Origin of the sequence: Bacillus sp. FSL R5-0434 (assembly GCF_038004745.1) — a bacterium.
GTDB lineage: Bacteria > Bacillota > Bacilli > Bacillales > Bacillaceae > Bacillus > Bacillus halotolerans.
Genome location: NZ_JBBORV010000001.1, coordinates 3921891 through 3946347, shown reverse-complemented (window position 1 = coordinate 3946347; position 24457 = coordinate 3921891). Strand labels below are relative to the sequence as shown.

Genomic DNA, 24457 nt, shown 5'->3' with positions numbered 1-24457 from the left:
TGTGGCAGGGGTAGTTTAGGTTTTTTATTTTTCAGCGGAAGGGATGAGGGGAAATGGGGATTCAGGCAGCAGCCAGAGACATTTTACAATTGGTCGGCGGGGAAGAAAATGTGCGTTCGCTTGTACATTGTGCGACGCGCTTGCGTTTTACGCTGAACGACCGCTCAAAAGCAGACAAAGAAAAAATAGAAGCTTTAGACGATGTCGTGACTGTTGTGGAAAGCGGCGGGCAGTTTCAGGTGGTCATCGGTAATCATGTTTCCGAAGTGTATCGCGAGATTGGAAAGATATCAAGTGTGCTGCAGGATGACCAAACAGAGCGTTATGCTCAGAAAGGGAATCTGTTCGGCCGGCTGGTTGATATCGTATCGAGCATTTTTACGCCTTTGCTTGGCGTGATGGCGGGAGCGGGAATTTTAAAGGGCCTGCTTATGATCTGTACAAATGCCGGCTGGCTCAAAACTGAGGATACAACTTACACGATTTTGTATGCCGCCGCAGACAGCCTGTTTTATTTTCTGCCATTGCTGCTTTCCATTACAGCTGCCCGAAAATTCGGCGCAAACGTGTTTGTGTCTGTCACGGTTGCGGGGGCGCTCATCTATCCAACCATTATTGAACTGAAGAATGGCAATGCGGATACCGATTTTTTTGGCATTCCTGTTGTTTTAATGAATTACACATCAACCGTTATACCGATCATCCTGGCGATTTTCGTGATGAGCTGCATGGAGAAGTTTCTAAACAGGCTGATTCATGACAGTGTAAAAACCTTCATCACGCCGCTGATCTGTTTAGTGACGGTCGTGCCGCTCACATTAATCGTGTTCGGGCCGATTGGCGTAAATGCCGGGAATGGCATCGCGGCTGTGATTCTGGCGATCTTTCATTTTAATCCGATGCTGGCCGGTGCCGTAATCGCAGCCCTTTGGCAGATCCTTGTCATCTTCGGCATTCACTGGGGTATCGTGCCGGTTATTTTAAACAATATTGCGGTCAACGGGCAGGATTCTATCAAACCGGCTACAGCAGCTGCTGTGTTTGCCCAAACAGGTGCCGCCATCGGAGTCATGTTAAAAACGAAAAATAAAAAATTGAAGGCGCTTGCGGGCTCCGCCGCTGTCACCGGAATTTTCGGCATTACGGAACCTGCCGTTTATGGGGTGACGCTCAGACTGAAAAAACCTTTTGTATGCGGTGTCATCAGTGCGGCTGTTGGCGGGGCGATTATCGGGCAGGCTCACAGTGTGGCCATCGCTTCAGGTGCGCCGGGTCTATTGACCATCCCGATTTTCTACGGACAGGGGTTTGCAGGCTTTATCTTGGGAATCTCGGTATCTTTTATTCTCTCAATTATCTTAACGTACATTGTCGGATTTGAAGATCCCGCGGAAAAAGCAGATGCCAAAACGGAACCGCCAGCACCTGCCACTCATCATGAGCAGATCAGCAGTCCATTAGAAGGAAGCGTGATTCCGTTAGCGGAAGTGAAGGATAAGGTGTTCGCATCGGAGACGCTTGGAAAGGGAATTGCGATTTTGCCAGAGAAAGGCCGGCTGGTGGCTCCGGCAGATGGCGTGATAACGACTGTTTTCCCGACTGGCCATGCATTCGGCATGATCACCCATCAGGAAACAGAAATCCTGATTCACCTCGGATTTGATACGGTGAAGCTGGAAGGAAAACACTTTTATCCTAAAGTGGTGCAGGGGCAAGCCGTCAAACAAGGCGATCTGCTAGCTGAATTTGATTTAGAGGAGTTAATAAAGGCAGGGTTTGATATGAACACGCCGATCATCATCACAAACACAGATCAATATACCGACGTCATTCAAACTGATCAAAAGCAAGTCAAAACAGAAGAAAGAATTCTTTCTTTAATCTAAAACATTGGAGGAACAGACGATGAACTATAACAAACTTGCGGCATTTCCGGAGAACTTTTTGTGGGGAGCATCAACTTCTGCTTATCAGGTTGAAGGCGCGTGGAACGAAGATGGAAAGGGACCTTCAGTGATTGACGCCCGCGACAGCTATCCTGAGGGAACGACTGATTTTAAGGTAGCCAGCGATCATTATCACCGTTATAAAGAAGACGTTGCGCTGTTTGCTGAAATGGGCTTTAAAGCATACCGTTTTTCTATCGCCTGGACGCGCATTATTCCTGATGGCGACGGAGACATCAATCCAAAGGGGATTGAATTTTACAGCAATCTGATTGATGAGCTGCTCAAATATAAGATTGAACCGATCGTCACGATGTATCACTTTGATCTGCCGAATGCATTGCAGGAAAAAGGAGGCTGGTCAAAGCGATCTGCAATTGACGCTTTTGAACGTTATTCGAAGGTGCTGTTTGAACACTTCGGTGACCGTGTCAAGTACTGGCTGACAATCAATGAACAAAACATGATGATCCTGCATGGAAGTGCGCTGGGCACACTTGATCCGAATCTGAAAAACCCGAAAAAAGAACTGTATCAGCAAAATCACCACATGCTGGTGGCACAGGCGAAGGCTATGAATCTATGCCATGAGATGCTGCCGGAAGCCAAGATCGGACCAGCTCCAAACATTGCGCTGATTTACCCGGCATCTTCAAAACCGGAAGATGTTGTCGCAGCCTTCAACTACAATGCAATCCGCAACTGGCTCTATTTAGATATGGCGGTTCACGGGCGTTATAACACGACAGCTTGGGCATATATGAAAGAAAAAGGCTATACGCCAGTCATTGAAGATGGTGATATGGAGATTCTGCGATCTGCGAAGCCTGATTTTATCGCATTTAACTACTACACGTCTCAAACGGCGGAAGCAAGCAAAGGCGACGGCTCGGACGAGGCAGCGCGAGGAGGAGACCAGCATTTGAAAACGGGAGAAGACGGCGTCTACCGCGGCAGCGCCAACCCGAACCTGAAGAAAAACGATTTCGGCTGGGAAATTGATCCGGTTGGCTTCCGTTCCACACTTCGTGAAATCTATGACCGCTACCAGCTGCCATTGATCATTACAGAAAACGGGTTAGGCGCTTTCGATCAACTCGAAGAAAACGATACGATCAATGACGATTACCGCATTGATTATGTAAAGCAGCACATTGAACAGATTCAATGGGCGATTACAGACGGCGTTGACGTATTCGGCTACTCACCGTGGTCTGCGATTGACTTAATTTCCACGCACCAGGGCTGTTCTAAACGCTACGGCTTCATCTATGTCAATCGTGATGAATTCGATCTGAAAGACCTGCGCCGTATTCGCAAGAAAAGCTTTTATTGGTATAAAGAGCTGATTGCTTCGAATGGCGCGTCATTGAACCGATAGAAAAAATAAACAATTTATGAAAATAAATATATTTATGTAAATGATCCGAGCTCCTTGCCGATATGTATAGTATAAAATTGGAAAGGGGTTTGTATATGAAGAACAAAAAAATTGTTTCACTGCCTTTTTTGTGTACTGTGTTGCTTGTTGTTTTTAGTTTATATATGAGTTCAAATGCTGCCTCAGCGCAAAGTGTGTTAAAAGATAAACCAATCATGGAGCAGCAGGAAAAACTGAAAAAACAAAAGGAAACTGAGGATGTTTCATTAAATCAAGCGAAGCAAGTAAGCCTTAAAACGGACAATAAAACAGAAAAGATGAAAGTGAAGAAGCCTTCGAATGAGAATGTTTTTAAAACAAGTTCCATGTACAACTCCGATGACCAGGTTTTCAATACAACCTCTGTCCTGGATGAAAATAATCCTGATGATATGTACTTTTTCAGTACTTCGTCAGATCGAACCCTTATCACAAGAATTCTTTCAGACAACAGCGATTACCATCTGAAATTGTATGTTGTCAATTGGGATACAGGAGAAGCTCAGCCGTCTAATATATCAATGGCAGCAGGGAACTTAGTGCTTTTAAAAGAGCTTCCCGCTGGCGATTATATGATCCGGGTTTACTCTGAAGGAACGACGGGAGATTCATATAACATTCAGTTAAATGCGAAAAACCCTTCAAATTATTCAAGTGTAAAATCGGTAACGTCTAATTTACAAGCCTTTGTTGCTGAGTATGGAGACGGTTCCGTTTATGCTAATGGTACACTGCTGTACAATTCTAATACGAAAACATCTTCATTAGACTGGGAAAGAGAATATTATTTTTCCTATGGAGGCGGGTATAATCAGCGCACCCATTCCATTTCTGATGTGAAGGTTAAAAATATTTCTGACCCTGTCACTTATCGTTCGAGTTATGCAAGTTCAAGCTCAGCCATCATGGTTTACTTAGACACAGGCACGCTTTTTATGCATCATGTATCAGCTTATCAGTCGGGGGTAGGTTATGATGATTCTTTCCTTGATACGTTAGGTAAAAAAACACCTAGAAGGCTTGATGCGGATGATCAGAACTATGGGGACCATATATTAATCGTTGATCTGAAAACCGGCAAAGCAATAGACTTTTTCAGTGTTTTAAATTACTACTATGCTTCAGGTGCTGAAAGCTTGCCTGTCATAAAATTTATCAATTAAATTACCAAAAAAGGATTTCCGGCAGCGGAAATCCTTTTCTCACGTTAAAACGAAATAATCCCAATCAGCAGTGCCGCAATCGTCATCACAATGGTTGTTCCCACGGCCCATTTGATCGTGAATTTTTGATGGTCGCCAAAGCTGACGCCTGCCATTCCGACCAATAAATAAGTGGAGGGAACGAGAGGACTGAGCAAATGCACAGGCTGGCCCAGCAAAGAGGCTCTGCCGATTTCTGCGGCATCTATTCCGTAAGCAGCGGCGGCTTCTGTGATGATCGGCAGAACACCGAAGTAAAAGGCATCATTCGACATAAAAAAGGTAAATGGCATGCTGACGATTGCTGTAATCAAGGGCAGATGCGGGCCCATGGCGTCAGGGATGAGTGATACGAGAGAATGCGCCATGGCGTCTACCATTTTTGTGCCCGACAAAATGCCTGTGAAAATGCCGGCGGCAAATACCATGGAGACAACGTTTAACGCATTTCCTGCATGCGCTGAGATTCGCTTTTGCTGCTCTTTTACATTCGGATAGTTCACCATCAAGGCGATAGCAAATGCGATCATAAAAAGAACAGGAAGCGGGAGCAGGCTGGTGATCAGAGCGGCCATCAGCACGACAGTCAGCAGCAGATTAAACCACTGGAGAGCGGGGCGTTTGAGCGGCGCTGTATCCGGATCGGAGGCGTGCTGGTGTTCAATTGAAATGACGCCGAGTCGTTTCCGTTCTTTTTTTCCTAGAATATAGGCTACGGCAAGCACCCAAAGAATGCCGGCGATCATAGCAGGAATCAGCGGAGTGAAGACTTCTGACGTGTCCAATTTGAGAGAAGCCAACACCCTTGCAGTCGGCCCTCCCCACGGAATAATATTCATGACTCCCGACCCGAGCATTGCAATTCCCGCCAACACCAGCCGGTTCATGCCGAGCCGTTTGTATAGCGGAAGCATCGCAGCAATGGTAATCATATACGTTGTTGTCCCATCTCCGTCCAGCGAAATGGTCATCGTCAACACCGCTGTGCCGACAGCGATTTTTAATGGATCTCCTTTGACAAGGGATAAGATTTTGGCAATGAGCGGATCGAACAAACCTGAATCAATCATGATGCCGAAATACAGGATCGCAAATAATAGCATGATGCCTGTCGGAGCGAGGCCTGTTACACCCTGAAGCATCATATCGCCCAGGTCTTTGCCGAATCCGCTGATCAGGGCAAACACAACAGGAACGACAATCAAGGCAATAAGAGCGGAAAGCCGGTTAGACATAATAAGATACATGAAGACAATGATCATCACAAAACCAAGTATGGCAAGCACGATATGACCTCCCCCATTCAACAGCACAATTTTAGTAAGCGCTTCCATCTTTCGAGAAGGCTTATTTCAAATATTTATGACCTCATGTTGACAAGTAGACCTAAAAACCTAGAGAGCAGATGAGCAGTTTATATGCAGATCGCCACGGGTAAATGTGCTGTAGAATGTTTATTTTTGAGATCTGGAATAGGAAAAGGGGGAGCAGACATGAGTGATGATCAAAACAAACGAGTCAATGAACACTCAAAAGACGAGCAGCTCGAACAGTACAGGGTCGATAACAGCGGAAAGAAAATGACGACAAACCAAGGTGTACGGGTGTCTGAGGACGAACATTCGTTAAAAGCCGGAGTTCGCGGCCCGACGTTGATGGAGGATTTTCACTTTCGGGAGAAGATGACCCATTTTGACCATGAGAGAATCCCTGAACGGATCGTGCATGCGCGCGGTTATGGCGTGCATGGCTTTTTTCAGGTTTACGAACCGATGACAGAATTCACCCGGGCGAAATTTCTTCAGGACCCTTCGGTGAAGACACCGGTATTTGTCCGGTTTTCAACAGTTGCGGGCTCCAAAGGCTCCGCTGACACGGTGCGTGACGCCAGAGGCTTTGCGACGAAATTCTACACTGAAGAAGGAAACTATGATCTAGTAGGCAATAATATTCCGGTGTTCTTTATTCAGGATGCGATCAAATTCCCGGATTTGGTGCATGCGTTTAAGCCTGAGCCGCACAATGAAATGCCTCAGGCCGCGACAGCTCATGATACGTTTTGGGACTTTGTCGCCAATAATCCAGAGTCGGCTCACATGGTGATGTGGACGATGTCTGACAGAGGCATTCCCCGCAGCTACCGGATGATGGAGGGCTTTGGCGTTCACACGTTCCGTTTTGTCAACGAACAAGGAAAGGCGCGTTTCGTGAAATTCCATTGGAAGCCGGTGCTCGGCGTGCATTCTCTCGTATGGGATGAAGCGCAGAAAATTGCCGGAAAAGACCCTGATTTCCACCGCCGCGACCTGTGGGAAACGATTGAAAACGGCGACGTTGTTGAATATGAGCTAGGCGTGCAGATGATAGATGAAGAAGATGAATTCAAATTTGACTTTGATATCCTTGATCCGACGAAGCTTTGGCCGGAAGAGCTTGTGCCGGTGAAGATCATTGGGAAAATGACGCTGAACCGCAATCAGGATAATGTATTTGCTGAAACTGAGCAAGTCGCATTCCACCCGGGAAATGTGGTGCCGGGCATTGACTTCACAAATGATCCGCTGCTGCAGGGACGGCTTTTCTCTTATACGGATACACAGCTGATCCGTCTTGGCGGCCCGAACTTCCACGAGATTCCGATTAACCGCCCGGTATGTCCGTTCCATAACAACCAGTACGACGGTTATCACCGGATGACCATCAACAAGGGGCCGGTCGCTTATCATAAAAACTCTCTGCAGAACAATGACCCGTCTCCTGCGTCAGCCGAAGAAGGCGGTTACGTCCACTATCAGGAGAAAGTAGAGGGCAGAAAAATCCGCCAGCGGAGCGACAGTTTCAATAATTACTACTCACAGGCAAAACTGTTCTGGAACAGCATGTCACCGGTTGAGAAAAAGCACATCATTTCTGCCTTTTGCTTCGAGGTCGGGAAGGTCAAAAGCAAAGATGTGCAGCGGCAGGTCGTAGATGTCTTCAGCAACGTAGATACTGTCTTGGCAGAAGAAATCGCCAAAGGAGTAGGTGTGGCGCCGCCGGCGAAACGCAAAGCATCAAAAGAAATCCTTACCTCACCTGCATTAAGCCAAGCCCGTACAGTGAAAACAGCGTCAACGAGAAAAGTCGCGGTTCTCGCCGGCAATGGTTTTGATGAAAAAGAACTGCAAACAGTGCTGGATACCTTAAAACAAGAAGGGATCACAGCGGATATCATCAGTCAAACGCTGGGGTACATCACAAGCGGCGCCGGACAGCAGCTTGAGGTCAGCGGCACATTCCTGACGACAGACTCTGTTCTGTATGACGCGGTTTATGCCGCAGGAGGACCTGAATTAAAAGAAGATAAACAAGCGATGGCATTTATCAGAGAAGCCTACAATCACTATAAGGCGGTCGGCGCGGCAAACGAAGGAGTTGACCTTCTCAAATCAGCTGTCGGCACAACAGAGGAGCCGGGCGTTGTGACGGCAAAAGACGAAGATGATTACACCGGCTTTAGCAAAGCGTTTATCGAAGCAGTTGCCGCCCACCGCCATTGGGATAGACGAATTTGATTCGCTCCTGTATCTTAGAGGAAGATACTTTTCATAAGGAGCATGACATATGAACGAAAAACAGCTCGCAGAGGCTTACGAGCGCGACGAAAATATGATGATATTAGTGTTTGCCCAATGGTGTGTGAACCATGATCTTGATCCGTTGGAGCTATATGCCAAAGCATATCCGCAGCAAAAGCTGAATGAAAGCTTGAAAAAAACAGTGGAAGAACTGATCGTGCCGAAGAACGAGTCAGAACACATACCTGACCAGACCGTCATTGCGGTGTTAGAGATGTTTGGGAATATTGATTTGGCACAAGCGGTTCACGAAGTGATTGCTGAGCGTAAACAGTAAAAAAGAGACAGTATGTTGTCTCTTTTTTATTTGGGAAAAATCGAGCAGATCGACCTAGAAACTTCTTTTCACTTCATCAGTCTATAAAAGTGTGCGTTACAGAAAAAAGGGAATGATAAACAAAGAAGATCAAAAAGGAGGAGATTGTATGAAATGGAACAAAATGATGAAATATGCGGTAGCTGCTGCTATTTTGCTTTTTAGTGTATTTGCATATGCGGCCCCATCTTTACAAGCGGTTCAAGCGAAAACGCCGACTGTAAGCAGCCATACGTACAAAAAGATCAAGGAATTAAAGTATCCTCAGGTGCATCACTTCGGGAATGCCGCGTTTGAAAAAAACATCAATCAAGAGCTGAAAGCCTACATTGAACAATCGTATCAAGAATACCTGAAAAACAAAAAAGCAGGCGAACAGCAGGGCTTCAACGCGGAATATCAAACATCCTTCAGCGTCAAATATAATGCGGCTGGCAAGCTCAGCATACAAACGCTCAATTATATCTATTCAGGCGGCGCCCATGGTTTAACGTCTGTTCAGTCCTTCAACTATGACTTGAACACACAAAAGCGGGTGACACTGAATCAGATTCTGAATACCAAAACAAAAGTCAGCAAAACGAAAGATTACCTATACAGCTATATCAAAAAACATGACACGCTGTTTTTCCCTGATGTAAAGAAAGAGGATATTACCCTTAACCAAGACACAACGTTTTACTTTACGAAAAACGGAATCGCCATCGTCTTCGGTCAGTATGACTTAGGACCATATGCAGCCGGAATCCGGGATGTACAGGTGCCTTCCTCTATTTATCAATAATCAAAAGAGCCATATCCTTAAAAGGGATATGGCTCAATGTTTCTACCACACAAACAGGCCGACAATCGCAGCACTTAGTAAAGATACCGCAATTCCGCTGACGAGCAGCTTCCACACGTTTCTCCCGATCACGGTTGACTTTTCGCCGTCAAGGATCGAGTTGTACGTTCCGTAAATCATGCCGACAGTACTGAAGTTGGCAAATGACGTCAGGAATGTCGTCGCTACCGCAACTGTGTGAGGGGGCAGTGTTTTCAGATTATTTTTCAAGTCAAGCATCGCAACAAACTCGTTCGTTGCCAATTTCATTCCCATCAGCTGAGCGACATACATCGCATCGTGTACCGGCAGCCCAAGCAGGAATGCAAAAGGACTGAAGAGATAAGCAAAAATCGTCTGAATGGTCAGGCCGTGTACGAAAACACCAAGAATGCCATTGACTGCTGACGTTAACGCCACATATCCAATCACCATTGCCAAAATAACGATGACCATGTTCATGCCGACAAGCATACTGTTAGAAATTGTAGAGAAAAAGTCTTTCTTCTCTTCTTTAGGCGGCGTATAGATGATGTCTTCATCCTCCGGCACATGCACTGGATTCAGCAGGTTTGCGATAATCAGTGCGTTTAAGCAGTTTAAAGGAATCGCTGTAAACACGTATGTCGCCGGCACCATTGACAGGTAAGATCCAATAATGGAGCCGCTGATGCTGCTCATGCTCATTAAGCCGAATGTGAGCAGGCGGTTGTTGTTTAATACTGTGAGCTGCTGGCGAATGACTGCCAGAGCTTCTGTATTTCCCAAGAACATCATTTGAATAGAGAAAAAGCTTTCTAATTTCGGCAAGCGGGAAGCCTTTGAGATCACCCAGCCTATTTTATCAATCAGCCATGGCAAAATGCCGAAATATGTTAAGATGTCAAAGAATGTGACGATGAAAATAATTGGAAGAAGTGCGCTGAAGAAAAAGTCTACCGTTTCATTTGCCATCACAGAAGGGAAGGCAAACGCGATCCCGTCACTGGCACAAGCAATCAGCCAAGTGAAGAAATTTCCAATTTGTCCGATGGCCCAGCTGCCAATTTTTGTCCCCAGCATAAACCACGTAATCAAAAGCTCCAGAACAATTAACGTAATGATTGGACGCCACTGGATTTTCTTTTTCTGCGGGGAGCATAGGAACACAACTGCCATAATCACAATGAGACCGACAAGGTTTAATAAAAAGTACATGATAGCAACTCCTATGAGGTTTATTATGGAAATGAAAAAAGCCCTTATCCTTCACAAATTCTGGAAGTGCAGAAAGTGTGAAAAATAAGAGCAAACAGAAAAGAACTTGTCCTTTTCAACTCGTTCAAATTTATTCAAACTTTCTTGTAGTCTAGTTTTTTACGGTTACTAGGTAGAAACAATCAGACCTTATTACTGATTATATACAAGAATGTCTTTTTTCTAAGATGATAGCAGTATTTTATCCTTTCACTTTTTGAAAATCAACCTTTTTAACTATTTTCAAAATAATAAATTTATATTTCGAAGTCGAGAAAATAAAGGAAAATCACATTGGATTGCTATGCTGAAATTGTGATCAGGAATGAAGCATTTCATCATCACAGGCACGTCAAGAGGAATTGGTGAAGAAATGAATACATGCTGACCATCGGCTGTACTGTATGTCAAGACAGCCTAATCAAAGGCTGATCGAACAACATGAAGCGGAGGAGATGATACAAATACCTGCAGATCAATTAACCTATGGTGATCACCTCCATTTTATGAAGCGCAACAAGCACATCAAAACGGATAAGCGAATCATGAATATCTCGTCAGCTTCCAGCTAAATATCTGCTGCCTTCACAAAGCTGCTGCCGCACGTCAAAAGCGGGGCAGGGTTCATTTTCTAAAAGCATCAGTCTGGAGCAGGCGGATCAGCTGTATCCCGGATTGATTGATACCCGGCTGCAAACTGAAATCCGATCCGTTCGTAAAGAGGATTTTCCTGATGCTGATCAATTCATTCAGTTAGAGAAAGAAGGAAGATTGCAGTCTGCTTATTAATTGACCTTCTGAACAGTGAGGAGTTCGGGCAGCCGCCTGTCGTTGAGAATCTGGTTCCTATTTCTGGATGATTGATGTATCATAATAGCGGGGAAACCCTCTATGCAGCAAAAAGGAGTTCTTTTTTATGATTATTCAATTCATTCGTTATAGATAATGACAGGTATAGACGACTTTCCAGACCTGGCCAAAAAGTTAGATAGGTCCAGGTTTATTTGTCTATGCCTTTTTCATTTATTTAAAAACGAATGAATGAGGTGTTTTTTGTGTCAAACATAAAGAAGCATGCTGCTTATATGAATCAATTTGTCTCTCAATTTCGATGCCCGATTTGTGATTCTTCTATGAAAGTCACATCATGGAAAAGTTTGATTTGTTTAACGAGCGGGCACACGTTTGATATATCCCGGCATGGGTACGTGAATTTCCTGACAAAGCCGGTCAAAAGCAGCTATCGGGCGGGGCTTTTCGAAGCAAGAAGCCGGCTGATGGCAGAGTATCATTTTTTTGCACCGCTTCATCAGGCAATAGCTGACTTGATCAGTGACCGGAAGTCTGAAAAAGAGACGTTAACCATTTTAGACTGCGGATGCGGTGAGGGGACCCACTTGAAAGCGGTTTGCGATCTGCTTCAAAAGAAGAAAACAGTTCACGGAATTGGGATTGATATTGCCAAGGATGGCATTTTACGGGCTTCAAAAAATAGTGGCGGAATGCTGTGGGCCGTAGCCGATGTAGCTAATGCGCCCTTTCAAGACCGGCAATTTGATGTCATTCTATCGATTTTCTCACCTTCAAATTATGCAGAGTTTCACAGACTGCTGAAGAAAGATGGTTTGGTTATAAAGGTTGTTCCTCAAAAGGATTATTTAACAGAACTAAGGCAGGTTTTATACGCAGATTCAGAAAGACGAACCTATTCCAATACCCCTGCAATTGAGCGCTTTACAACACATTTTCAGCTCGATCATCTGATGAGGCTGCGCTATATCAAAACGCTTCATCAGCAAGGCATAGACTGGCTTCTGAACATGACACCGTTAGCCTGGTCCGCATCGGCTGAAAACATCAACCAGTTTAGAAAAATGGAATCGGCTCAGCTGACAGTTGATGTCGATGTATTAATCGGAACGATATGAGTGATAGAGGAAAGCTCCCAAAAAAGGAGCTTTCCTTTCTTGTTTTCCGCAAAAACGGAAATTTCCACCGGATTGGAATAGTTATCTCGCATTTTCCGTAAATATGGAAAGGGAAAGGCTTGAAATGGTGTTCTGGCAACTGGCACAGAACTTGCATGAGAAATGACGGAAAGGGAGGGGATATTTTGTAAACGCTTTCCTTTTCTCAGACAAGCGGAAAAGAGGGATGTTTGTGGACATTATTATTATTCTTTTGGCTTTGGGTTTGCTGATGTTTGTCGCCTATCGGGGATTTTCAGTCATTTTGTTTGCTCCGATTTGCGCCTTATTTGCTGTGCTGCTGACAGATCCAAGCTTTGTGCTTCCTTTTTTCTCAACCATATTTATGGAAAAGATGGCGGGGTTTATTAAGCTGTACTTTCCAGTATTTCTGCTTGGCGCCATTTTCGGAAAGGTTGTCGAGATGTCCGGCTTGGCGGCTTCCATTGCGAAGACTATTGTCAGACTGGTTGGGGCGAAACGAGCAACACTCGCTATCGTATTGATGGGCGCCATTTTAACGTACAGCGGAGTCAGCCTGTTTGTTGTCGTCTTTGCTGTATACCCCTTTGCGAAAAATATGTTCAAAGAAGCTGACATCCCGAAGCGCCTCATACCGGGAACGATTGCTCTCGGGGCATTTACCTTTACAATGGATGCACTGCCGGGTACACCGCAAATCCAAAATGTGATTCCTACGACGTTTTTCAAAACAGACATTTACGCCGCCCCTTGGCTTGGTATGATCGGTGCGGTGTTTGTGCTGGCTGCGGGTATGCTCTACTTGGAATCGAGGCGCAAAAAAGCAGAGAAATCGGGCGAAGGTTACGCCGGTTTTCAATCGGAGATTTCTGCCGCGCGTGAGCCATCTGATCTTGCCTCGGAACAAAGCCGGCCGGTCTTAGAGTCTGACACCAGTAAGGTCCGGCACGCACTCGCTTTTGTTCCTCTTATTCTCGTTGGTGTGATGAATAAATGTTTCACCACGTTCCTTCCCAAATGGTATCCGAATGAATTTGATTTTTCCGCCATAGGATTGGGAGAGTTCGGGAAACTTGATATCTCCTCCGCGGTTGCCATTTGGTCAGTGGAGCTGGCCCTCCTGATCGGAATCATCGCAACCATTTTGTTTGATTGGAGAAAAGTGTTTGGACAGCTAAAGGAAGGACTGAATGAAGGGATCGGCGGCGCTTTGCTTGCATCGATGAATACAGGCGCCGAGTATGGTTTCGGCGGTATCATTGCTGCGCTGCCGGGGTTTCATAAGCTGAGCAGCGGCATTTCACATACGTTTACGGATCCGCTTGTAAACGGAGCTGTGACGACAACAACGCTGGCAGGGATCACCGGATCGGCCTCAGGGGGAATGGGAATCGCGTTAAGTGCGATGTCTGATCAATATTTGAAAGCGATTCAGACCTATCACATACCGCCTGAAGTGATGCACCGGGTCATTTCAATGGCGTCAGGAGGCATGGATACGCTTCCGCATAATGGGGCGGTGATCACCCTGCTGGCTGTGACGGGTCTGACCCATCGCCAATCGTATCGGGATATTTTTGCGATTACTCTCATCAAAACCGCCGCCGTATTTGTGATTATCGCGATTTACAGTTTGACGGGCCTTGTATAGGACAAAACGAAAGGGGAATCAGATATGGGAAAAGTGCTGTCATCAAGTAAGGAAGCCGCAGAACTCATTCGGGAGGGGGATACACTGATCGCGGGCGGATTCGGACTGTGCGGAATTCCCGAGCAGCTCATTCTGGCGATAAGGGATAAAGGGGTAAAAGATTTAACCGTCGTCAGCAATAATTGCGGAGTCGATGATTGGGGGCTCGGCCTTCTGCTGGCAAACAAGCAAATCAAAAAAATGATCGCCTCCTACGTTGGCGAAAACAAAATTTTTGAAAAGCAATTTTTAAGCGGAGAATTGGAAGTGGAATTGGTTCCCCAAGGGACGCTCGCTGAAAGAATCCGAGCAGGAGGAGCAGGCATACCGGGATTTTATACAGCCACAGGCGCCGGAACCACCATCGCTGACGGGAAAGAGCATAAAACCTTTGACGGACGCACATATGTGTTAGAAAAAGGAATTACTGGGGACGTCGCCATTGTAAAAGCGTGGAAAGCGGACACCATGGGAAATTTAGTTTTTCGGAAAACGGCAAGAAACTTCAATCCGGTTGCCACCATGGCGGGAAAGATCACAATTGCCGAGGCAGAAGAAATTGTTGAGGCGGGAGAACTCGATCCCGACCACATCCACACGCCTGGTATTTACGTACAGCATGTTGTGCTCGGCACACATGAAAAGCGGATTGAAAAACGAACCGTTCAGCAAGCGAAGGGAAAGGAGGCGGCACAATGAAGGAAGCCAGAAAACGAATGGTCAAACGTGCTGTAAAGGAAATAAAAGACGGTATGAACGTCAATCTTGGGATAGGGATGCCGACACTTGTCGCAAATGAGATACCCGAGGGCGTGCATGTAATGCTTCAATCAGAAAACGGTTTGCTCGGGATCGGCCCGTATCCGCTGGAAGGAACGGAAGACCCGGATCTGATAAATGCGGGGAAAGAAACGATCACCGCCGTAACAGGCGCATCCTATTTTGACAGCGCGGAATCCTTTGCGATGATACGAGGCGGGCATATCGACCTGGCCATCCTTGGGGGTATGGAAGTTTCTGAGCAAGGGGATTTGGCGAACTGGATGATTCCGGGCAAAATGGTGAAGGGAATGGGCGGCGCTATGGACTTGGTCAACGGGGCAAAGCGAATCGTCGTCATCATGGAGCACGTCAATAAACATGGGGAATCGAAGGTGAAAAAACAATGCTCCCTCCCGCTGACAGGACAGAAAGTCGTTCATCGGCTGATTACTGATTTAGCTGTTTTTGATTTTGATAATGGACATATGACATTGACTGAGCTCCAGGACGGTGTCACGCTGGAAGAGGTATATGAGAAAACTGAAGCTGACTTCGCCGTAAGCCAGTCAGTCATCCGGCAAAAATCTTGAGCAGGAAGGTGTATGTCATGAAAAAACAAGTCGCTCTTGTGACAGGCGCAGCCGGCGGAATCGGATTTGAAATCGCAAAGGAATTCGCCCGGGAAGGCGCCGATGTCATTATTTCAGATGTAAATCCAAAAGCGTGCGGTGAGGCCGCTGCCAAGCTGAACGAGGAAGGCTTTAGCGCCACGGGCATTCCATGTGACGTAACAAAGGAAGAGCAAATCTCTGATATCGTCCATACTATCAAGACCCGATACGGACGTTTGGATACTTTGGTGAATAACGCAGGCATGCAGCATGTCGCGCCGATTGAAGAGTTTCCGACAGAACGGTTTGAACAGCTTATTCGCGTCATGCTGACCGCGCCATTCATCGCGATGAAGCATGTCTTTCCCCTTATGAAAAAACAGCAGTTCGGCAGGATCATCAATATCGCGTCTGTGAACGGACTGGTGGGGTTTGCGGGAAAAGCCGCTTATAACAGCGCAAAGCATGGCGTCATTGGGCTGACAAAGGTGGGGGCGCTGGAAGGCGCGCCCCACGGGATTACGGTGAATGCACTCTGCCCGGGATATGTGGACACACAGCTTGTCCGCAATCAGCTGAGCGATCTTTCTAAAACAAGAAATGTTCCCTATGAATCGGTTCTGGAAGAGGTGATTTTTCCGCTTGTGCCGCAAAAACGTCTTCTCTCGGTGAAAGAAATTGCTGATTATGCCGTATTTTTGGCGAGTGAAAAGGCGAAAGGCGTCACAGGGCAGGCGGTCGTGCTGGATGGAGGCTACACAGCTCAATAATAGATTCTTGTATTCATAGGAGGCTCTCGTTTATCATAAGGTTGAAAGCGATTACAAAATGTGACGGGAGCGACAGGGAGATGAAACATTCTATTAAAAGATTACCCTTTGAATGGCTGGATGAAATCATCAACCTTGCGGCGGAATGTATTGTTGTGGTTGATCATGAGGGGAAAATTCTCTATATCAATCCGGCGTACTGTGACTTTTTAAAAAAAACAGAGGAAGAAGCGATAGGGAAACCCGTTCAGGACGTGATTGAAAACTCGAGAATGCACATCGTGGCGAAGACGGGGCGGACAGAGGCTGCCGCTATTCATCCGATTAACGGCAGCGAAATGATCGCCAACCGGTATCCGCTCTATGTGAACCAGCAGCTTGTAGGAGCGGTCGGAACCGTTATGTTTCGCAATCCGCAGGAATGGATGGATTATTCAAGAAAAATTAAACCCCTCCTCAATGAACTCAATTACTACAAAAATAGATACGAAAAAGAGCTTTTCAGTAAATACCACTTTGGCGACTTGATCGGAAACAGTCCTCTTTTTATGGAAGCGAAACGGCTGGCTGAACGGGTATCTGACAGCCAATCGGCCGTTTTGCTTTTAGGAGAATCAGGCACGGGAAAAGAGCTGTTTGCACACGCCATCCATCAGAACAGCCGCCGCCGGTATGCTCCCTTTCTGCGCGTCAACTGCGCCTCGATCCCAGAGCATTTGTTTGAATCAGAAATGTTCGGATACGAAGACGGCGCTTTTACGGGGGCAAAAAAAGGCGGGAAAAAAGGAAAATTCGAACTTGCACATCAAGGAACCATTTTCCTTGATGAAGTAGGTGATATGCCGCTGCATATGCAAAGCAAAATCCTTCGCGTACTGCAGGAGAAAGAGATAGAGCGGATCGGCGCAAGAAGCCCGGTCCCAATAGATGTACGAGTGATTGCGGCGACACACCGAAACCTCGAAGAAATGGTCCGGGAAGGAGACTTCCGGCAAGACCTCTATTACCGACTGAATGTGATCAACATTCAAATCCCGTCCTTAAGAGAGCGCATAGAGGATGTAGTGCCGATCGCGGGGCTTCTATTAAAAAAACTTGAACGGAAATTTGGCTTTGATGGCTTGGAGCTTTCTAAAGAAGCAATTGCAGTGCTTCAGAGCTATTCTTGGCCGGGAAACATACGAGAATTGGAAAATGTCCTAGAACGGGCTGTCAACGTCCTCGACGGCAAACGAATCGAACCGAAACACCTGAATCTCACTCCTGAAGATCAACCCATCCAAAGAACAATCAAAATCCGGGAATATCAATCTATACAGCCATTAAAAGAGACAATCGCTGAGGCGGAAAAAAACGCGATCATCGAGGCGCTTGCCGCAGCAGACGGCAATAAAATAAAGGCAGCAAAGCTATTAGGCATAGGAAAAACAAGCTTATATGAAAAATGCAAAGCCTATCAAATTGAGCAGGCATAAAAAAACACACTTGCCCCGTCAGGGAATCAAGTGTGTTTTTCTGTTCCTTATTTCCAAACATCGTTAGCGATCTCAACAACATGGCGCAGCTTCGCCCATTGCTGTTCCTCGGTCAGCTTGTTGCCTTCCTCAGTCGAAGCGAATCCGCATTGCGGACTCAGGCACAACTGATCTAGACTGACATAACGGGACGCCTCTTCGATACGGCGTTTCACGTCATCAGGATGTTCAAGCTCACCGAATTTAGATGTCACCAAGCCTAGGACAAGCTGAAGATCAGAGCGTTTCACATAACGAAGCGGTTCGAATCCGCCTGAGCGTGAATCATCATACTCTAAGAAAAGCCCGTCCAGATTCAAGCCGTCAAAAATGGTTTCCGCCGCCGCATCATAACCGCCTTCAGCTGTCCAAGTGGACTGGAAGTTGCCGCGGCAAATATGCATGGTAATGGTCATATCATCCGGACGGTCGGCAATTGCGTCATTGATTGACTTCGCAAACAGCTGGCGAAGCTCGTCAGGCGTTGTTCCGAATGCTTCCACTTGTTTCAAACCTTTTTCAGATAAGAAAACAGCCCATGCCGTATCATCAAGCTGGAGGTAGCGGCAGCCTCTGTCATAAAACGCTTGAATCGCTTTTTTATACGCTTTTGATACATCATGCTGGAAAAGAGCATAATCGTTTTTGTATGCATCCTTTTCCAATCTGCCGCGGAAAAAGAGCATATTCGGACTTGGAATTGTCATTTTTGGCGTTGCATCACCAGCGATGCCATGTAAAAATGAGTAATCTTCGAGCATTGGGTGATTTGAGAAATCAATATCGCCTGTCACTTTGATGCCGCGTGCTTTTGTCTGTACATTATGGAACTGGATACCCTGTTCGGGTATAAACGGCTCAACGCCATCCAGATTTTCAAGGAAATCAAAATGCCACCACGCTCTGCGGAATTCCCCGTCTGTCACGACGTTCAGGCCGGTTTCTTTTTGTTTTTCCACAATGCGGATGATTTCATCGTTTTCAATCTGGCGAAGCTGTTCGGCAGTGATTTCGCCGGCCGCCTTTTGCAGCCGCGCTTTTTTGACGGGCTCAGATCTCAGCAGGCTTCCGACTTGATCCGCGCGAAACGGCGTTTTTTTTCTCTGAAGCGATTGTTTTTGTTCTGCGGGTGTTGTTTGCTGTGACATGTTGTTCATTCCTTCTTTCCATTCGAATATAAAAAAGCTCTTCCTTTGGATAAGGAAGAGCTTGCGTGAACAATCTCAACCTTATCTTCTAGAGCAAAAATCTGCTCTAAAGGATTTAGCACCATTCTGTTAAACAGCGGTTGCCGGGTATCGCAGGGCCAGTCCCTCCACCTCTCTTGATAAGGAAAACCTTTTTATGAAATTTTCTGATAGTATCTATTATTCACACATTTCTCTTTTCTGTCAATGATAGATTATTTCCACACATCATTGGCAATGTCGACCACACGACGGAGCTTCGCCCACTGCTGCTCCTCAGTCAAAAGGTTTCCTTCTTCTGTTGAAGCGAAACCGCACTGCGGGCTCAAGCAAAGCTGATCTAAGCTGACAAAGCGCGCAGCTTCGCTGATTCGGCGTTTGACATCCTCTGGGTCCTCAAGTTCTCCGTATTTGGATGTAATCAAGCCTAAGACAATCTGCAGATCCTTGCGTTTGACAAAACGAAGCGGGTCAAAGTTTCCGGAGCGGTCATCATCGTATTCCAAGAACAGGCCGTCCAGGTTTAAACCGTCCAAAATCGTTTCCGCTACAGCGTCGTAGCCTCCAGATGCCGCCCAAGTTGAACGGAAGTTGCCGCGGCAAATGTGCATCGTGACCGTTAAGTCGTCAGGACGGTCCGCCACTGCATCGTTAATCGTTTTGGCAAACAACGCAGGCAATGTTTCCGGATCACCGCCGAGGGCTCGGACAACCTCTCTGCCTTTTTCTTCAAAGAAGAGAGACCATGACGTATCATCGAGCTGAAGATAGCGGCAGCCCGCATCATAGAAAGCGTTAATCGCTTTTTTGTACGCCTGGGCCAGATCATGAAAATATTCCTCCTGATCGGGATATACGCCTTGATCAGCTTTTTCACCGAAAAACAGCATATTCGGACTTGGAATTGTCAGTTTTGCTGTCGCATCTCCGGCAATGCTGTGTAAAAATTGATAATCGGCAAGCGCCGGATGGCTGGTGAAATCCAGTTTTCCCGTCACCTTAATGCTGCGGGCTTTTGTTTTCGCGTTATGGAACTGAATTCCTTCAGCCGGGATGAACGGTTCCACTCCGTCGAGCCCTTCCAGGAAATCGTAATGCCACCACGAACGGCGGAACTCTCCGTCGGTTACAACGTTTAGGCCGATTTCCTTTTGCTTTTCGACAATGCGGGTGATTTCTTTATTTTCAATATCACGAAGCTGTTCTGCCGTGATCTCGCCGGCCGCTTGTTTTTGCCGCGCCTCTTTTACTGGGGTGGATCGTAATAAACTGCCGACATGATCGGCGCGGAAAGGGGCTTTCTTTTGTTTTTCTGATTTCTGTGCTGCAAGGTTTACTTGTTGAGCCATATCATTCGCCTCTTTTCTAAAATGTTTGCTGCATGAAAAAAGCTCTTCCTTTGTGTAAGGAAGAGCTTGAACGATCAAATCTCTGCCTCATCTGCAAGAACGCGATGTTCTTAAGGATTTAGCACCATTCTGTGTAAAACAGCGGTTGCCGGGTATCATAGGGCCAGTCCCTCCACCTCTCTTGATAAGGTAAATCTTCTTATTGGATTTTCAATTATCTTAATATTAGTATTTTTGCATGAATTGTCAACAGTTTTTTAGAAAATTGACTTATCTTCACCGTCATACAATACCATATCCAGCACAATCGCGATGGCTGTGCAAATCAGCATATCTGCCTCATGTCCAATCTGGAGGCGATACGTATCACCCCAGCTGAGCCGCTTTTTGCTGACAGACATCCGCACATTCTGGCTGTAAATGTGAAAAGCATCTTTAAACGAAAAGATCCGTTGTTTCATCAATCATTCGATCATTACTGAAGTCTCCTTTTGTTTGGATAGGTTCCAGGAATAACGAAAAGGCTGCATATATCTGCAGCCTTTTCATTTTATATGGTATGTCTTAGGAAAGATGCATCCGGCGTTTTTGGCGGATGGCGTCAAGGTCGATTAGGTTATTATGATGAGGAACGGGTGCAGGAAGAGGGCTTGTCTTTTGCGGTTTTCGTCTATTGTCTTTGCTGAATGAAAAGAGAAGATAGCCACATAATGCGATGATAATAAATAGGATCATTTTACATACCTCCCAAAAAAAGTTTTGGTATTCTCTATTGTACGGATAAAACGTCTAAAAGTATTCAAAAAATTCTAAATCAACTAATAATAAATGCGTATCCCTCAAAAATCCTTTTCTCCGATGACCTGAAAATAGTCTTGCATTAAGCCTGTGTTTTTCCTTTTGATTGGTTCTATAGTTACTATCGACGTTAAAATGAATTCCTTTATATAACTTTTAACCTAAATTTCTGTAATTCAAATTAACTATATATGGATAATGTGTTCTTCTTTGTTTGATGTATACCCTATTTTGAGGAATTGAACACAAAAAACCCAAATTACGGAGCATTTGGGCGGAAAATTGGAATGGTTGGCTGATTTGAGGGGAGTCCGGCGAAGGGTCAGAAAAAGCGTTTGAACATTCTTCTTATTTTTTTAAATGGGTTTGATCGTTTTGTTTGCATTTTGAGCGGGCGGGAAATCATCCATTTTTTGAACAGGCTTTTTGCGGCAATTGTGTTCTTCATCTTTGCATTTCCTCCTCATCCGTTGATAGTTGTTTTACGGACAGAGCTTTTAAAATGTTTCATTTTCACGCAAAAAAACCAGTCCTTTTTTGGACTGGTTTCTCAGCTTACGCCTGTTCTTCAAACAGCTTTGCAATCTCAACGATGACATTTACGGCTTTGACCATGTTGTCGGCTGAGATGTATTCAAATTTGCCGTGGAAGTTTTCCCCGCCGGTAAAGATGTTCGGCGTTGGGAGTCCCATATAGGAAAGCTGCGAACCGTCCGTGCCGCCGCGGATCGGAGAGATTTTCGGTTCGATGCCGAGGTTTTCCATCGCTTGTTTGGCAATGTTGACGATTTCAATGACAGGCTCAATTTTTTCTCTCATGTTGTAGTATTGATCGTTCATATCAAGCTGAATGCGATTTTGTCCGTATTCGTTCTGGAGCTCTTCAACGATGCGCTGCATAGTTTCTTTTCTGTTTTGGAAGATGTTTTTGTCAAAGTCTCTGATAATGTAGTGGAGTTTGGTCTCTTCTACATCTCCCTGAATGGAAAGCAGGTGATAGAAGCCTTCGTAGCCCTCTGTATACTCAGGTGCCTCATCTGCCGGCAGCATGCTGTTCAGCTTCATTGCGATCTTCGCAGAGTTGACCATTTTGCCCTTTGCCGTGCCGGGATGTACATTGTTGCCTTTGATCGTGATTTTCGCCGCGGCAGCATTGAAGCTTTCATATTCAAGCTCACCGAGCGGGCCGCCGTCAACGGTATAGGCAAAGGAGGCATTGAATCGCCCAACATCAAATTTGTGCGGGCCTCTGCCGATTTCTTCATCAGGTGTAAATGCAACTCTGATGGTGCCGTGCTTGATTTCAGGATGTTTGATGAGATAATCCATGGCTGTCATGATTTCGGCGATGCCAGCCTTATTGTCAGCGCCGAGAAGGGTTGTACCGTCTGTGGTGATCAGGGTGTGGCCTTTGTAGCCCGACAGTTCAGGGAATTGATCAGGCGATAGGATGACCTGCAGCTTTTCGTTGAGCGTGATGTCTTTTCCATCGTAGCTTTCAACGATTTGCGGATTCACATTTTTGCCGGTAAAGTCTGTGGCGGTGTCGACGTGGGCAAGAAAGCCGATCGTCGGCACGTCTTTGTCAGTATTGGAAGGAAGGGTCGCCATGACATAGCCGTTTTCATCAATGGCTGCGTCTTCCATGCCGATTGACTTTAATTCCTCAACAAGCATGTTTCCTAACGTCAATTGGCCGGGTGTGGAAGGGCAGGTGTCGACTGATTCATCGGACTGCGTGTCGACTTTTACGTATGTAGTAAACCGTTCAATGATGTCTTGTTTCATTTCCAATCATCTCCTTTGTTTTATTCTACCATGCCGGGATGAGAGATATCTATTTCACAATGCCGTTTCGAATGGCAAAAACGACTGCCTGAGTCCGGTCTTGGGCATTGCATTTTTGCAGAATTCGATGCACGTGGGTTTTGACGGTGCTTTCACTGACAAAAAGCTTGTCGGCAATATCCTCATTTCTCAAGCCATAGGCCATTTGCTGAAGAACCTCAAGCTCTCTTTTGGTAAATGGCTCTGCCAGCTCTTCAGCATGAGGCTGTTGCTTTGCGCGGAATGTCTCAGTGATGATTTTAGCGGCTGTGACTGTGCGGAAAATCGCTTTGCCTCTGAAGGCAGCCCGAATGGCGTCTATCAGTTCTTCAGGAAGCGTGTCCTTCAGCAGGTAACCGACTGCGCCTGCAGTTTCCCGGGCTTTACAGTTCTTTCCCGGTACATCGATAAGATAATAAGTATAAATACAATAAAAAAATATGGGCTCATCGCCATATCATCAAATCCTTTCTGCCATAAGTATAACGATTCTAGGAAAAGAAAACGTCAACCGGCAGATTGATTTTAGACCTGTTCGGACTGCATGAAGTCCTGCAGCATGGCGTGAAAATGCTGAATGTCTTCACTATTTCTTTTCCACATCATAAATGTCCGGGACGCCGGCAATTCAAGATGCGGCGGCGTGTTTACAGCCATCAGCTTTTTTTCCTCCTCTTCCTGTTTGATGATGTAGGTGGGGAGGAAAGAGGCACCCATTCCCGCTTTCGTCATATGAACAGCCGTATCAGTCTGCCCGACAGCCATCGTTTGAAGATGCGGGTAATGTGAACGGATCCGGTCTGAAAAGGCATCCCCATATGACGGATGCTCATGCGTAAGCAGCCGATAGCGGCTAAAGACAGATGCAGCATCCGCAGGCCTGCTTTCTTGGAAAGGAGCAGCCAGACACAGCGTGCCTTCGCATATGTGCTGATAATAAAGAGTGCCGGAGTTCGGGTCTTTTCGCGACAAACCAATATCAGCTTCATTGTGTTCTACCGCTAGTTTGATATCGTCAGATTCAGCTACATGAGTTGAAAGCTCGACATGCGGATGTTTTTGGATATAGGCGGGCAGAAAGCGAGGCAATATATAGGACGCGATGTAGGGGTGTACGGCCAGTGTAAGTGCCCGGCTGTACCCCTGCTTCCATTGGCTGACTTTGTGCTTTCCGGCTTGGTATGCATTGATCATTTCTTTGGCATAAGGCAAAAACAGCCTGCCTTCGTCAGTGAGGACAACTCTTCTTCCGCTATGCAAAAACAGCTGCATGTCCAGTTCATCTTCCAATTTCCTCATATGCTGAGAAACAGCCGGCTGTGTGAGATATAGACACTCAGCCGTCTCCCTGAAGTTTTCTGATTCTGCTGCGGCAATAAAGGTTTGCAGCCATTTTAAATCCATGAAATACCTCCTTCATTGCAAGTAATTGATAACAAA

19 protein-coding genes, 4 pseudogenes and 3 riboswitches are annotated in these 24457 nt (G+C 45.9%); of the genes and pseudogenes, 12 read left to right on the top strand and 11 right to left on the bottom strand.

Annotation, left to right across the window (positions count from 1 at the left end; all coding sequences use genetic code 11):
- Positions 1-53: 53 nt before the first annotated feature.
- From NYE43_RS20510 to NYE43_RS20500, 3 genes are all read left to right on the top strand, one after another.
- On the top strand, positions 54-1886 hold the full coding sequence (locus tag NYE43_RS20510; RefSeq protein WP_024123381.1) for a beta-glucoside-specific PTS transporter subunit IIABC: 1833 nt from the start codon (positions 54-56) through the stop codon (positions 1884-1886).
- Between the two features lie 19 nt (positions 1887-1905).
- On the top strand, positions 1906-3327 hold the full coding sequence (locus NYE43_RS20505; protein WP_024123380.1) for a glycoside hydrolase family 1 protein: 1422 nt from the start codon (positions 1906-1908) through the stop codon (positions 3325-3327).
- Positions 3328-3422: 95 nt separating this feature from the next.
- Positions 3423-4529, top strand: a complete 1107-nt coding sequence (locus NYE43_RS20500; RefSeq protein WP_101859735.1) for a hypothetical protein — start codon at positions 3423-3425, stop codon at positions 4527-4529.
- A gap of 44 nt (positions 4530-4573) precedes the next feature.
- Here the strand turns inward: NYE43_RS20500 and citH are convergent, their stop codons facing one another.
- The gene (gene citH, locus NYE43_RS20495) at positions 4574-5854 is read right to left on the bottom strand and encodes a citrate transporter CitH (RefSeq protein ID WP_010332446.1); all 1281 of its coding nucleotides are present in this window, start codon (positions 5852-5854) and stop codon (positions 4574-4576) included.
- A gap of 207 nt (positions 5855-6061) precedes the next feature.
- Here citH and NYE43_RS20490 point away from each other — a divergent pair, with 207 nt between their 5' ends.
- The 3 genes from NYE43_RS20490 to NYE43_RS20480 all read left to right on the top strand — a co-directional run bounded on the left by NYE43_RS20490 (position 6062) and on the right by NYE43_RS20480 (position 9285).
- Positions 6062-8122: a catalase gene (locus tag NYE43_RS20490; RefSeq protein WP_103672447.1), complete on the top strand. Its 2061-nt coding sequence runs from the start codon at positions 6062-6064 to the stop codon at positions 8120-8122.
- A 49-nt stretch (positions 8123-8171) separates the two neighbouring features.
- Positions 8172-8462 carry a hypothetical protein gene (locus NYE43_RS20485; protein ID WP_024123376.1) on the top strand — a complete coding sequence of 97 codons (291 nt, stop codon included), beginning with the start codon at positions 8172-8174 and terminating at the stop codon, positions 8460-8462.
- Positions 8463-8610: 148 nt separating this feature from the next.
- Entirely contained in the window at positions 8611-9285 is a 675-nt protein-coding gene (locus tag NYE43_RS20480) for a DUF3298 and DUF4163 domain-containing protein (protein WP_341062564.1), read from the top strand.
- Positions 9286-9327: 42 nt separating this feature from the next.
- Here NYE43_RS20480 and NYE43_RS20475 read toward each other — a convergent pair whose 3' ends face one another.
- The gene (locus tag NYE43_RS20475; protein WP_095712686.1) at positions 9328-10521 is read right to left on the bottom strand and encodes a NupC/NupG family nucleoside CNT transporter; all 1194 of its coding nucleotides are present in this window, start codon (positions 10519-10521) and stop codon (positions 9328-9330) included.
- Between the two features lie 127 nt (positions 10522-10648).
- Positions 10649-10750: riboswitch (purine riboswitch) on the bottom strand.
- 895 nt (positions 10751-11645) lie between these two features.
- On the opposite strand from NYE43_RS20475, the gene NYE43_RS20470 reads away from it, so the two are divergent.
- From NYE43_RS20470 to NYE43_RS20445, 6 genes are all read left to right on the top strand, one after another.
- Positions 11646-12488 (top strand): methyltransferase domain-containing protein, encoded by an 843-nt coding sequence (locus NYE43_RS20470; protein WP_341062752.1) that lies wholly within the window; start codon positions 11646-11648, stop codon positions 12486-12488.
- Between the two features lie 232 nt (positions 12489-12720).
- Positions 12721-14160 carry a GntP family permease gene (locus NYE43_RS20465; protein WP_341062563.1) on the top strand — a complete coding sequence of 480 codons (1440 nt, stop codon included), beginning with the start codon at positions 12721-12723 and terminating at the stop codon, positions 14158-14160.
- Positions 14161-14184: 24 nt separating this feature from the next.
- Positions 14185-14898, top strand: coding sequence for a CoA transferase subunit A (locus NYE43_RS20460; protein ID WP_326366034.1), 714 nt, complete (start codon positions 14185-14187; stop codon positions 14896-14898).
- Positions 14895-15551 (top strand): CoA transferase subunit B, encoded by a 657-nt coding sequence (locus NYE43_RS20455; RefSeq protein ID WP_024123370.1) that lies wholly within the window; start codon positions 14895-14897, stop codon positions 15549-15551. The genes NYE43_RS20460 and NYE43_RS20455 overlap by 4 nt, the downstream gene beginning before the upstream one ends.
- Positions 15552-15568: 17 nt before the next feature.
- Positions 15569-16342 carry a 3-hydroxybutyrate dehydrogenase gene (locus tag NYE43_RS20450; protein ID WP_326373983.1) on the top strand — a complete coding sequence of 258 codons (774 nt, stop codon included), beginning with the start codon at positions 15569-15571 and terminating at the stop codon, positions 16340-16342.
- Between the two features lie 80 nt (positions 16343-16422).
- Complete coding sequence (locus NYE43_RS20445; RefSeq protein WP_255002341.1) at positions 16423-17817, top strand: sigma-54 interaction domain-containing protein; 1395 nt, start codon at positions 16423-16425, stop codon at positions 17815-17817.
- Between the two features lie 47 nt (positions 17818-17864).
- Here the strand turns inward: NYE43_RS20445 and NYE43_RS20440 are convergent, their stop codons facing one another.
- The 9 genes and pseudogenes from NYE43_RS20440 to NYE43_RS20405 all read right to left on the bottom strand — a co-directional run bounded on the left by NYE43_RS20440 (position 17865) and on the right by NYE43_RS20405 (position 24421).
- Positions 17865-19004, bottom strand: a complete 1140-nt coding sequence (locus NYE43_RS20440) for a 5-methyltetrahydropteroyltriglutamate--homocysteine S-methyltransferase (RefSeq protein ID WP_059335375.1) — start codon at positions 19002-19004, stop codon at positions 17865-17867.
- A 78-nt stretch (positions 19005-19082) separates the two neighbouring features.
- Positions 19083-19190, bottom strand: a riboswitch (SAM riboswitch).
- A gap of 68 nt (positions 19191-19258) precedes the next feature.
- The gene (locus tag NYE43_RS20435) at positions 19259-20392 is read right to left on the bottom strand and encodes a 5-methyltetrahydropteroyltriglutamate--homocysteine S-methyltransferase (protein WP_341062560.1); all 1134 of its coding nucleotides are present in this window, start codon (positions 20390-20392) and stop codon (positions 19259-19261) included.
- A gap of 84 nt (positions 20393-20476) precedes the next feature.
- Positions 20477-20583, bottom strand: a riboswitch (SAM riboswitch).
- A 66-nt stretch (positions 20584-20649) separates the two neighbouring features.
- Positions 20650-20805: pseudogene (locus tag NYE43_RS20430) on the bottom strand (LURP-one-related/scramblase family protein); the annotation flags it as partial.
- Between the two features lie 151 nt (positions 20806-20956).
- Positions 20957-21235: pseudogene (locus tag NYE43_RS20425) on the bottom strand (hypothetical protein).
- Between the two features lie 277 nt (positions 21236-21512).
- Positions 21513-21638 carry a hypothetical protein gene (locus NYE43_RS20420; protein ID WP_010332428.1) on the bottom strand — a complete coding sequence of 42 codons (126 nt, stop codon included), beginning with the start codon at positions 21636-21638 and terminating at the stop codon, positions 21513-21515.
- A gap of 107 nt (positions 21639-21745) precedes the next feature.
- On the bottom strand, positions 21746-22978 hold the full coding sequence (gene pepT, locus NYE43_RS20415) for a peptidase T (RefSeq protein ID WP_024123364.1): 1233 nt from the start codon (positions 22976-22978) through the stop codon (positions 21746-21748).
- A gap of 49 nt (positions 22979-23027) precedes the next feature.
- Positions 23028-23387, bottom strand: a pseudogene (locus tag NYE43_RS20410) (response regulator transcription factor); the annotation flags it as partial.
- Positions 23387-23473: pseudogene (locus NYE43_RS21765) on the bottom strand (DUF1453 domain-containing protein); the annotation flags it as partial. The pseudogenes NYE43_RS21765 and NYE43_RS20410, both read right to left, overlap by 1 nt.
- A 69-nt stretch (positions 23474-23542) precedes the next feature.
- Positions 23543-24421 (bottom strand): LysR family transcriptional regulator, encoded by an 879-nt coding sequence (locus tag NYE43_RS20405; RefSeq protein WP_101859741.1) that lies wholly within the window; start codon positions 24419-24421, stop codon positions 23543-23545.
- Positions 24422-24457: the final 36 nt, after the last annotated feature.

What these genes read in the sequence shown, in the direction of transcription:
- NYE43_RS20510 (WP_024123381.1), top strand. Translation starts at nt 54, where the DNA reads ATGGGGATTCAGGCAGCAGCCAGAGACATTTTACAATTGGTCGGCGGG.
- NYE43_RS20505 (WP_024123380.1), top strand. Translation starts at nt 1,906, where the DNA reads ATGAACTATAACAAACTTGCGGCATTTCCGGAGAACTTTTTGTGGGGA.
- NYE43_RS20500 (WP_101859735.1), top strand. Translation starts at nt 3,423, where the DNA reads ATGAAGAACAAAAAAATTGTTTCACTGCCTTTTTTGTGTACTGTGTTG.
- NYE43_RS20490 (WP_103672447.1), top strand. Translation starts at nt 6,062, where the DNA reads ATGAGTGATGATCAAAACAAACGAGTCAATGAACACTCAAAAGACGAG.
- NYE43_RS20485 (WP_024123376.1), top strand. Translation starts at nt 8,172, where the DNA reads ATGAACGAAAAACAGCTCGCAGAGGCTTACGAGCGCGACGAAAATATG.
- NYE43_RS20480 (WP_341062564.1), top strand. Translation starts at nt 8,611, where the DNA reads ATGAAATGGAACAAAATGATGAAATATGCGGTAGCTGCTGCTATTTTG.
- NYE43_RS20475 (WP_095712686.1), bottom strand. Translation starts at nt 10,521, where the DNA reads ATGTACTTTTTATTAAACCTTGTCGGTCTCATTGTGATTATGGCAGTT.
- NYE43_RS20470 (WP_341062752.1), top strand. Translation starts at nt 11,646, where the DNA reads ATGAATCAATTTGTCTCTCAATTTCGATGCCCGATTTGTGATTCTTCT.
- NYE43_RS20460 (WP_326366034.1), top strand. Translation starts at nt 14,185, where the DNA reads ATGGGAAAAGTGCTGTCATCAAGTAAGGAAGCCGCAGAACTCATTCGG.
- NYE43_RS20455 (WP_024123370.1), top strand. Translation starts at nt 14,895, where the DNA reads ATGAAGGAAGCCAGAAAACGAATGGTCAAACGTGCTGTAAAGGAAATA.
- NYE43_RS20450 (WP_326373983.1), top strand. Translation starts at nt 15,569, where the DNA reads ATGAAAAAACAAGTCGCTCTTGTGACAGGCGCAGCCGGCGGAATCGGA.
- NYE43_RS20445 (WP_255002341.1), top strand. Translation starts at nt 16,423, where the DNA reads ATGAAACATTCTATTAAAAGATTACCCTTTGAATGGCTGGATGAAATC.
- NYE43_RS20440 (WP_059335375.1), bottom strand. Translation starts at nt 19,004, where the DNA reads ATGTCACAGCAAACAACACCCGCAGAACAAAAACAATCGCTTCAGAGA.
- NYE43_RS20435 (WP_341062560.1), bottom strand. Translation starts at nt 20,392, where the DNA reads ATGGCTCAACAAGTAAACCTTGCAGCACAGAAATCAGAAAAACAAAAG.
- NYE43_RS20420 (WP_010332428.1), bottom strand. Translation starts at nt 21,638, where the DNA reads ATGAAGAACACAATTGCCGCAAAAAGCCTGTTCAAAAAATGGATGATT.
- pepT (WP_024123364.1), bottom strand. Translation starts at nt 22,978, where the DNA reads ATGAAACAAGACATCATTGAACGGTTTACTACATACGTAAAAGTCGAC.
- NYE43_RS20405 (WP_101859741.1), bottom strand. Translation starts at nt 24,421, where the DNA reads ATGGATTTAAAATGGCTGCAAACCTTTATTGCCGCAGCAGAATCAGAA.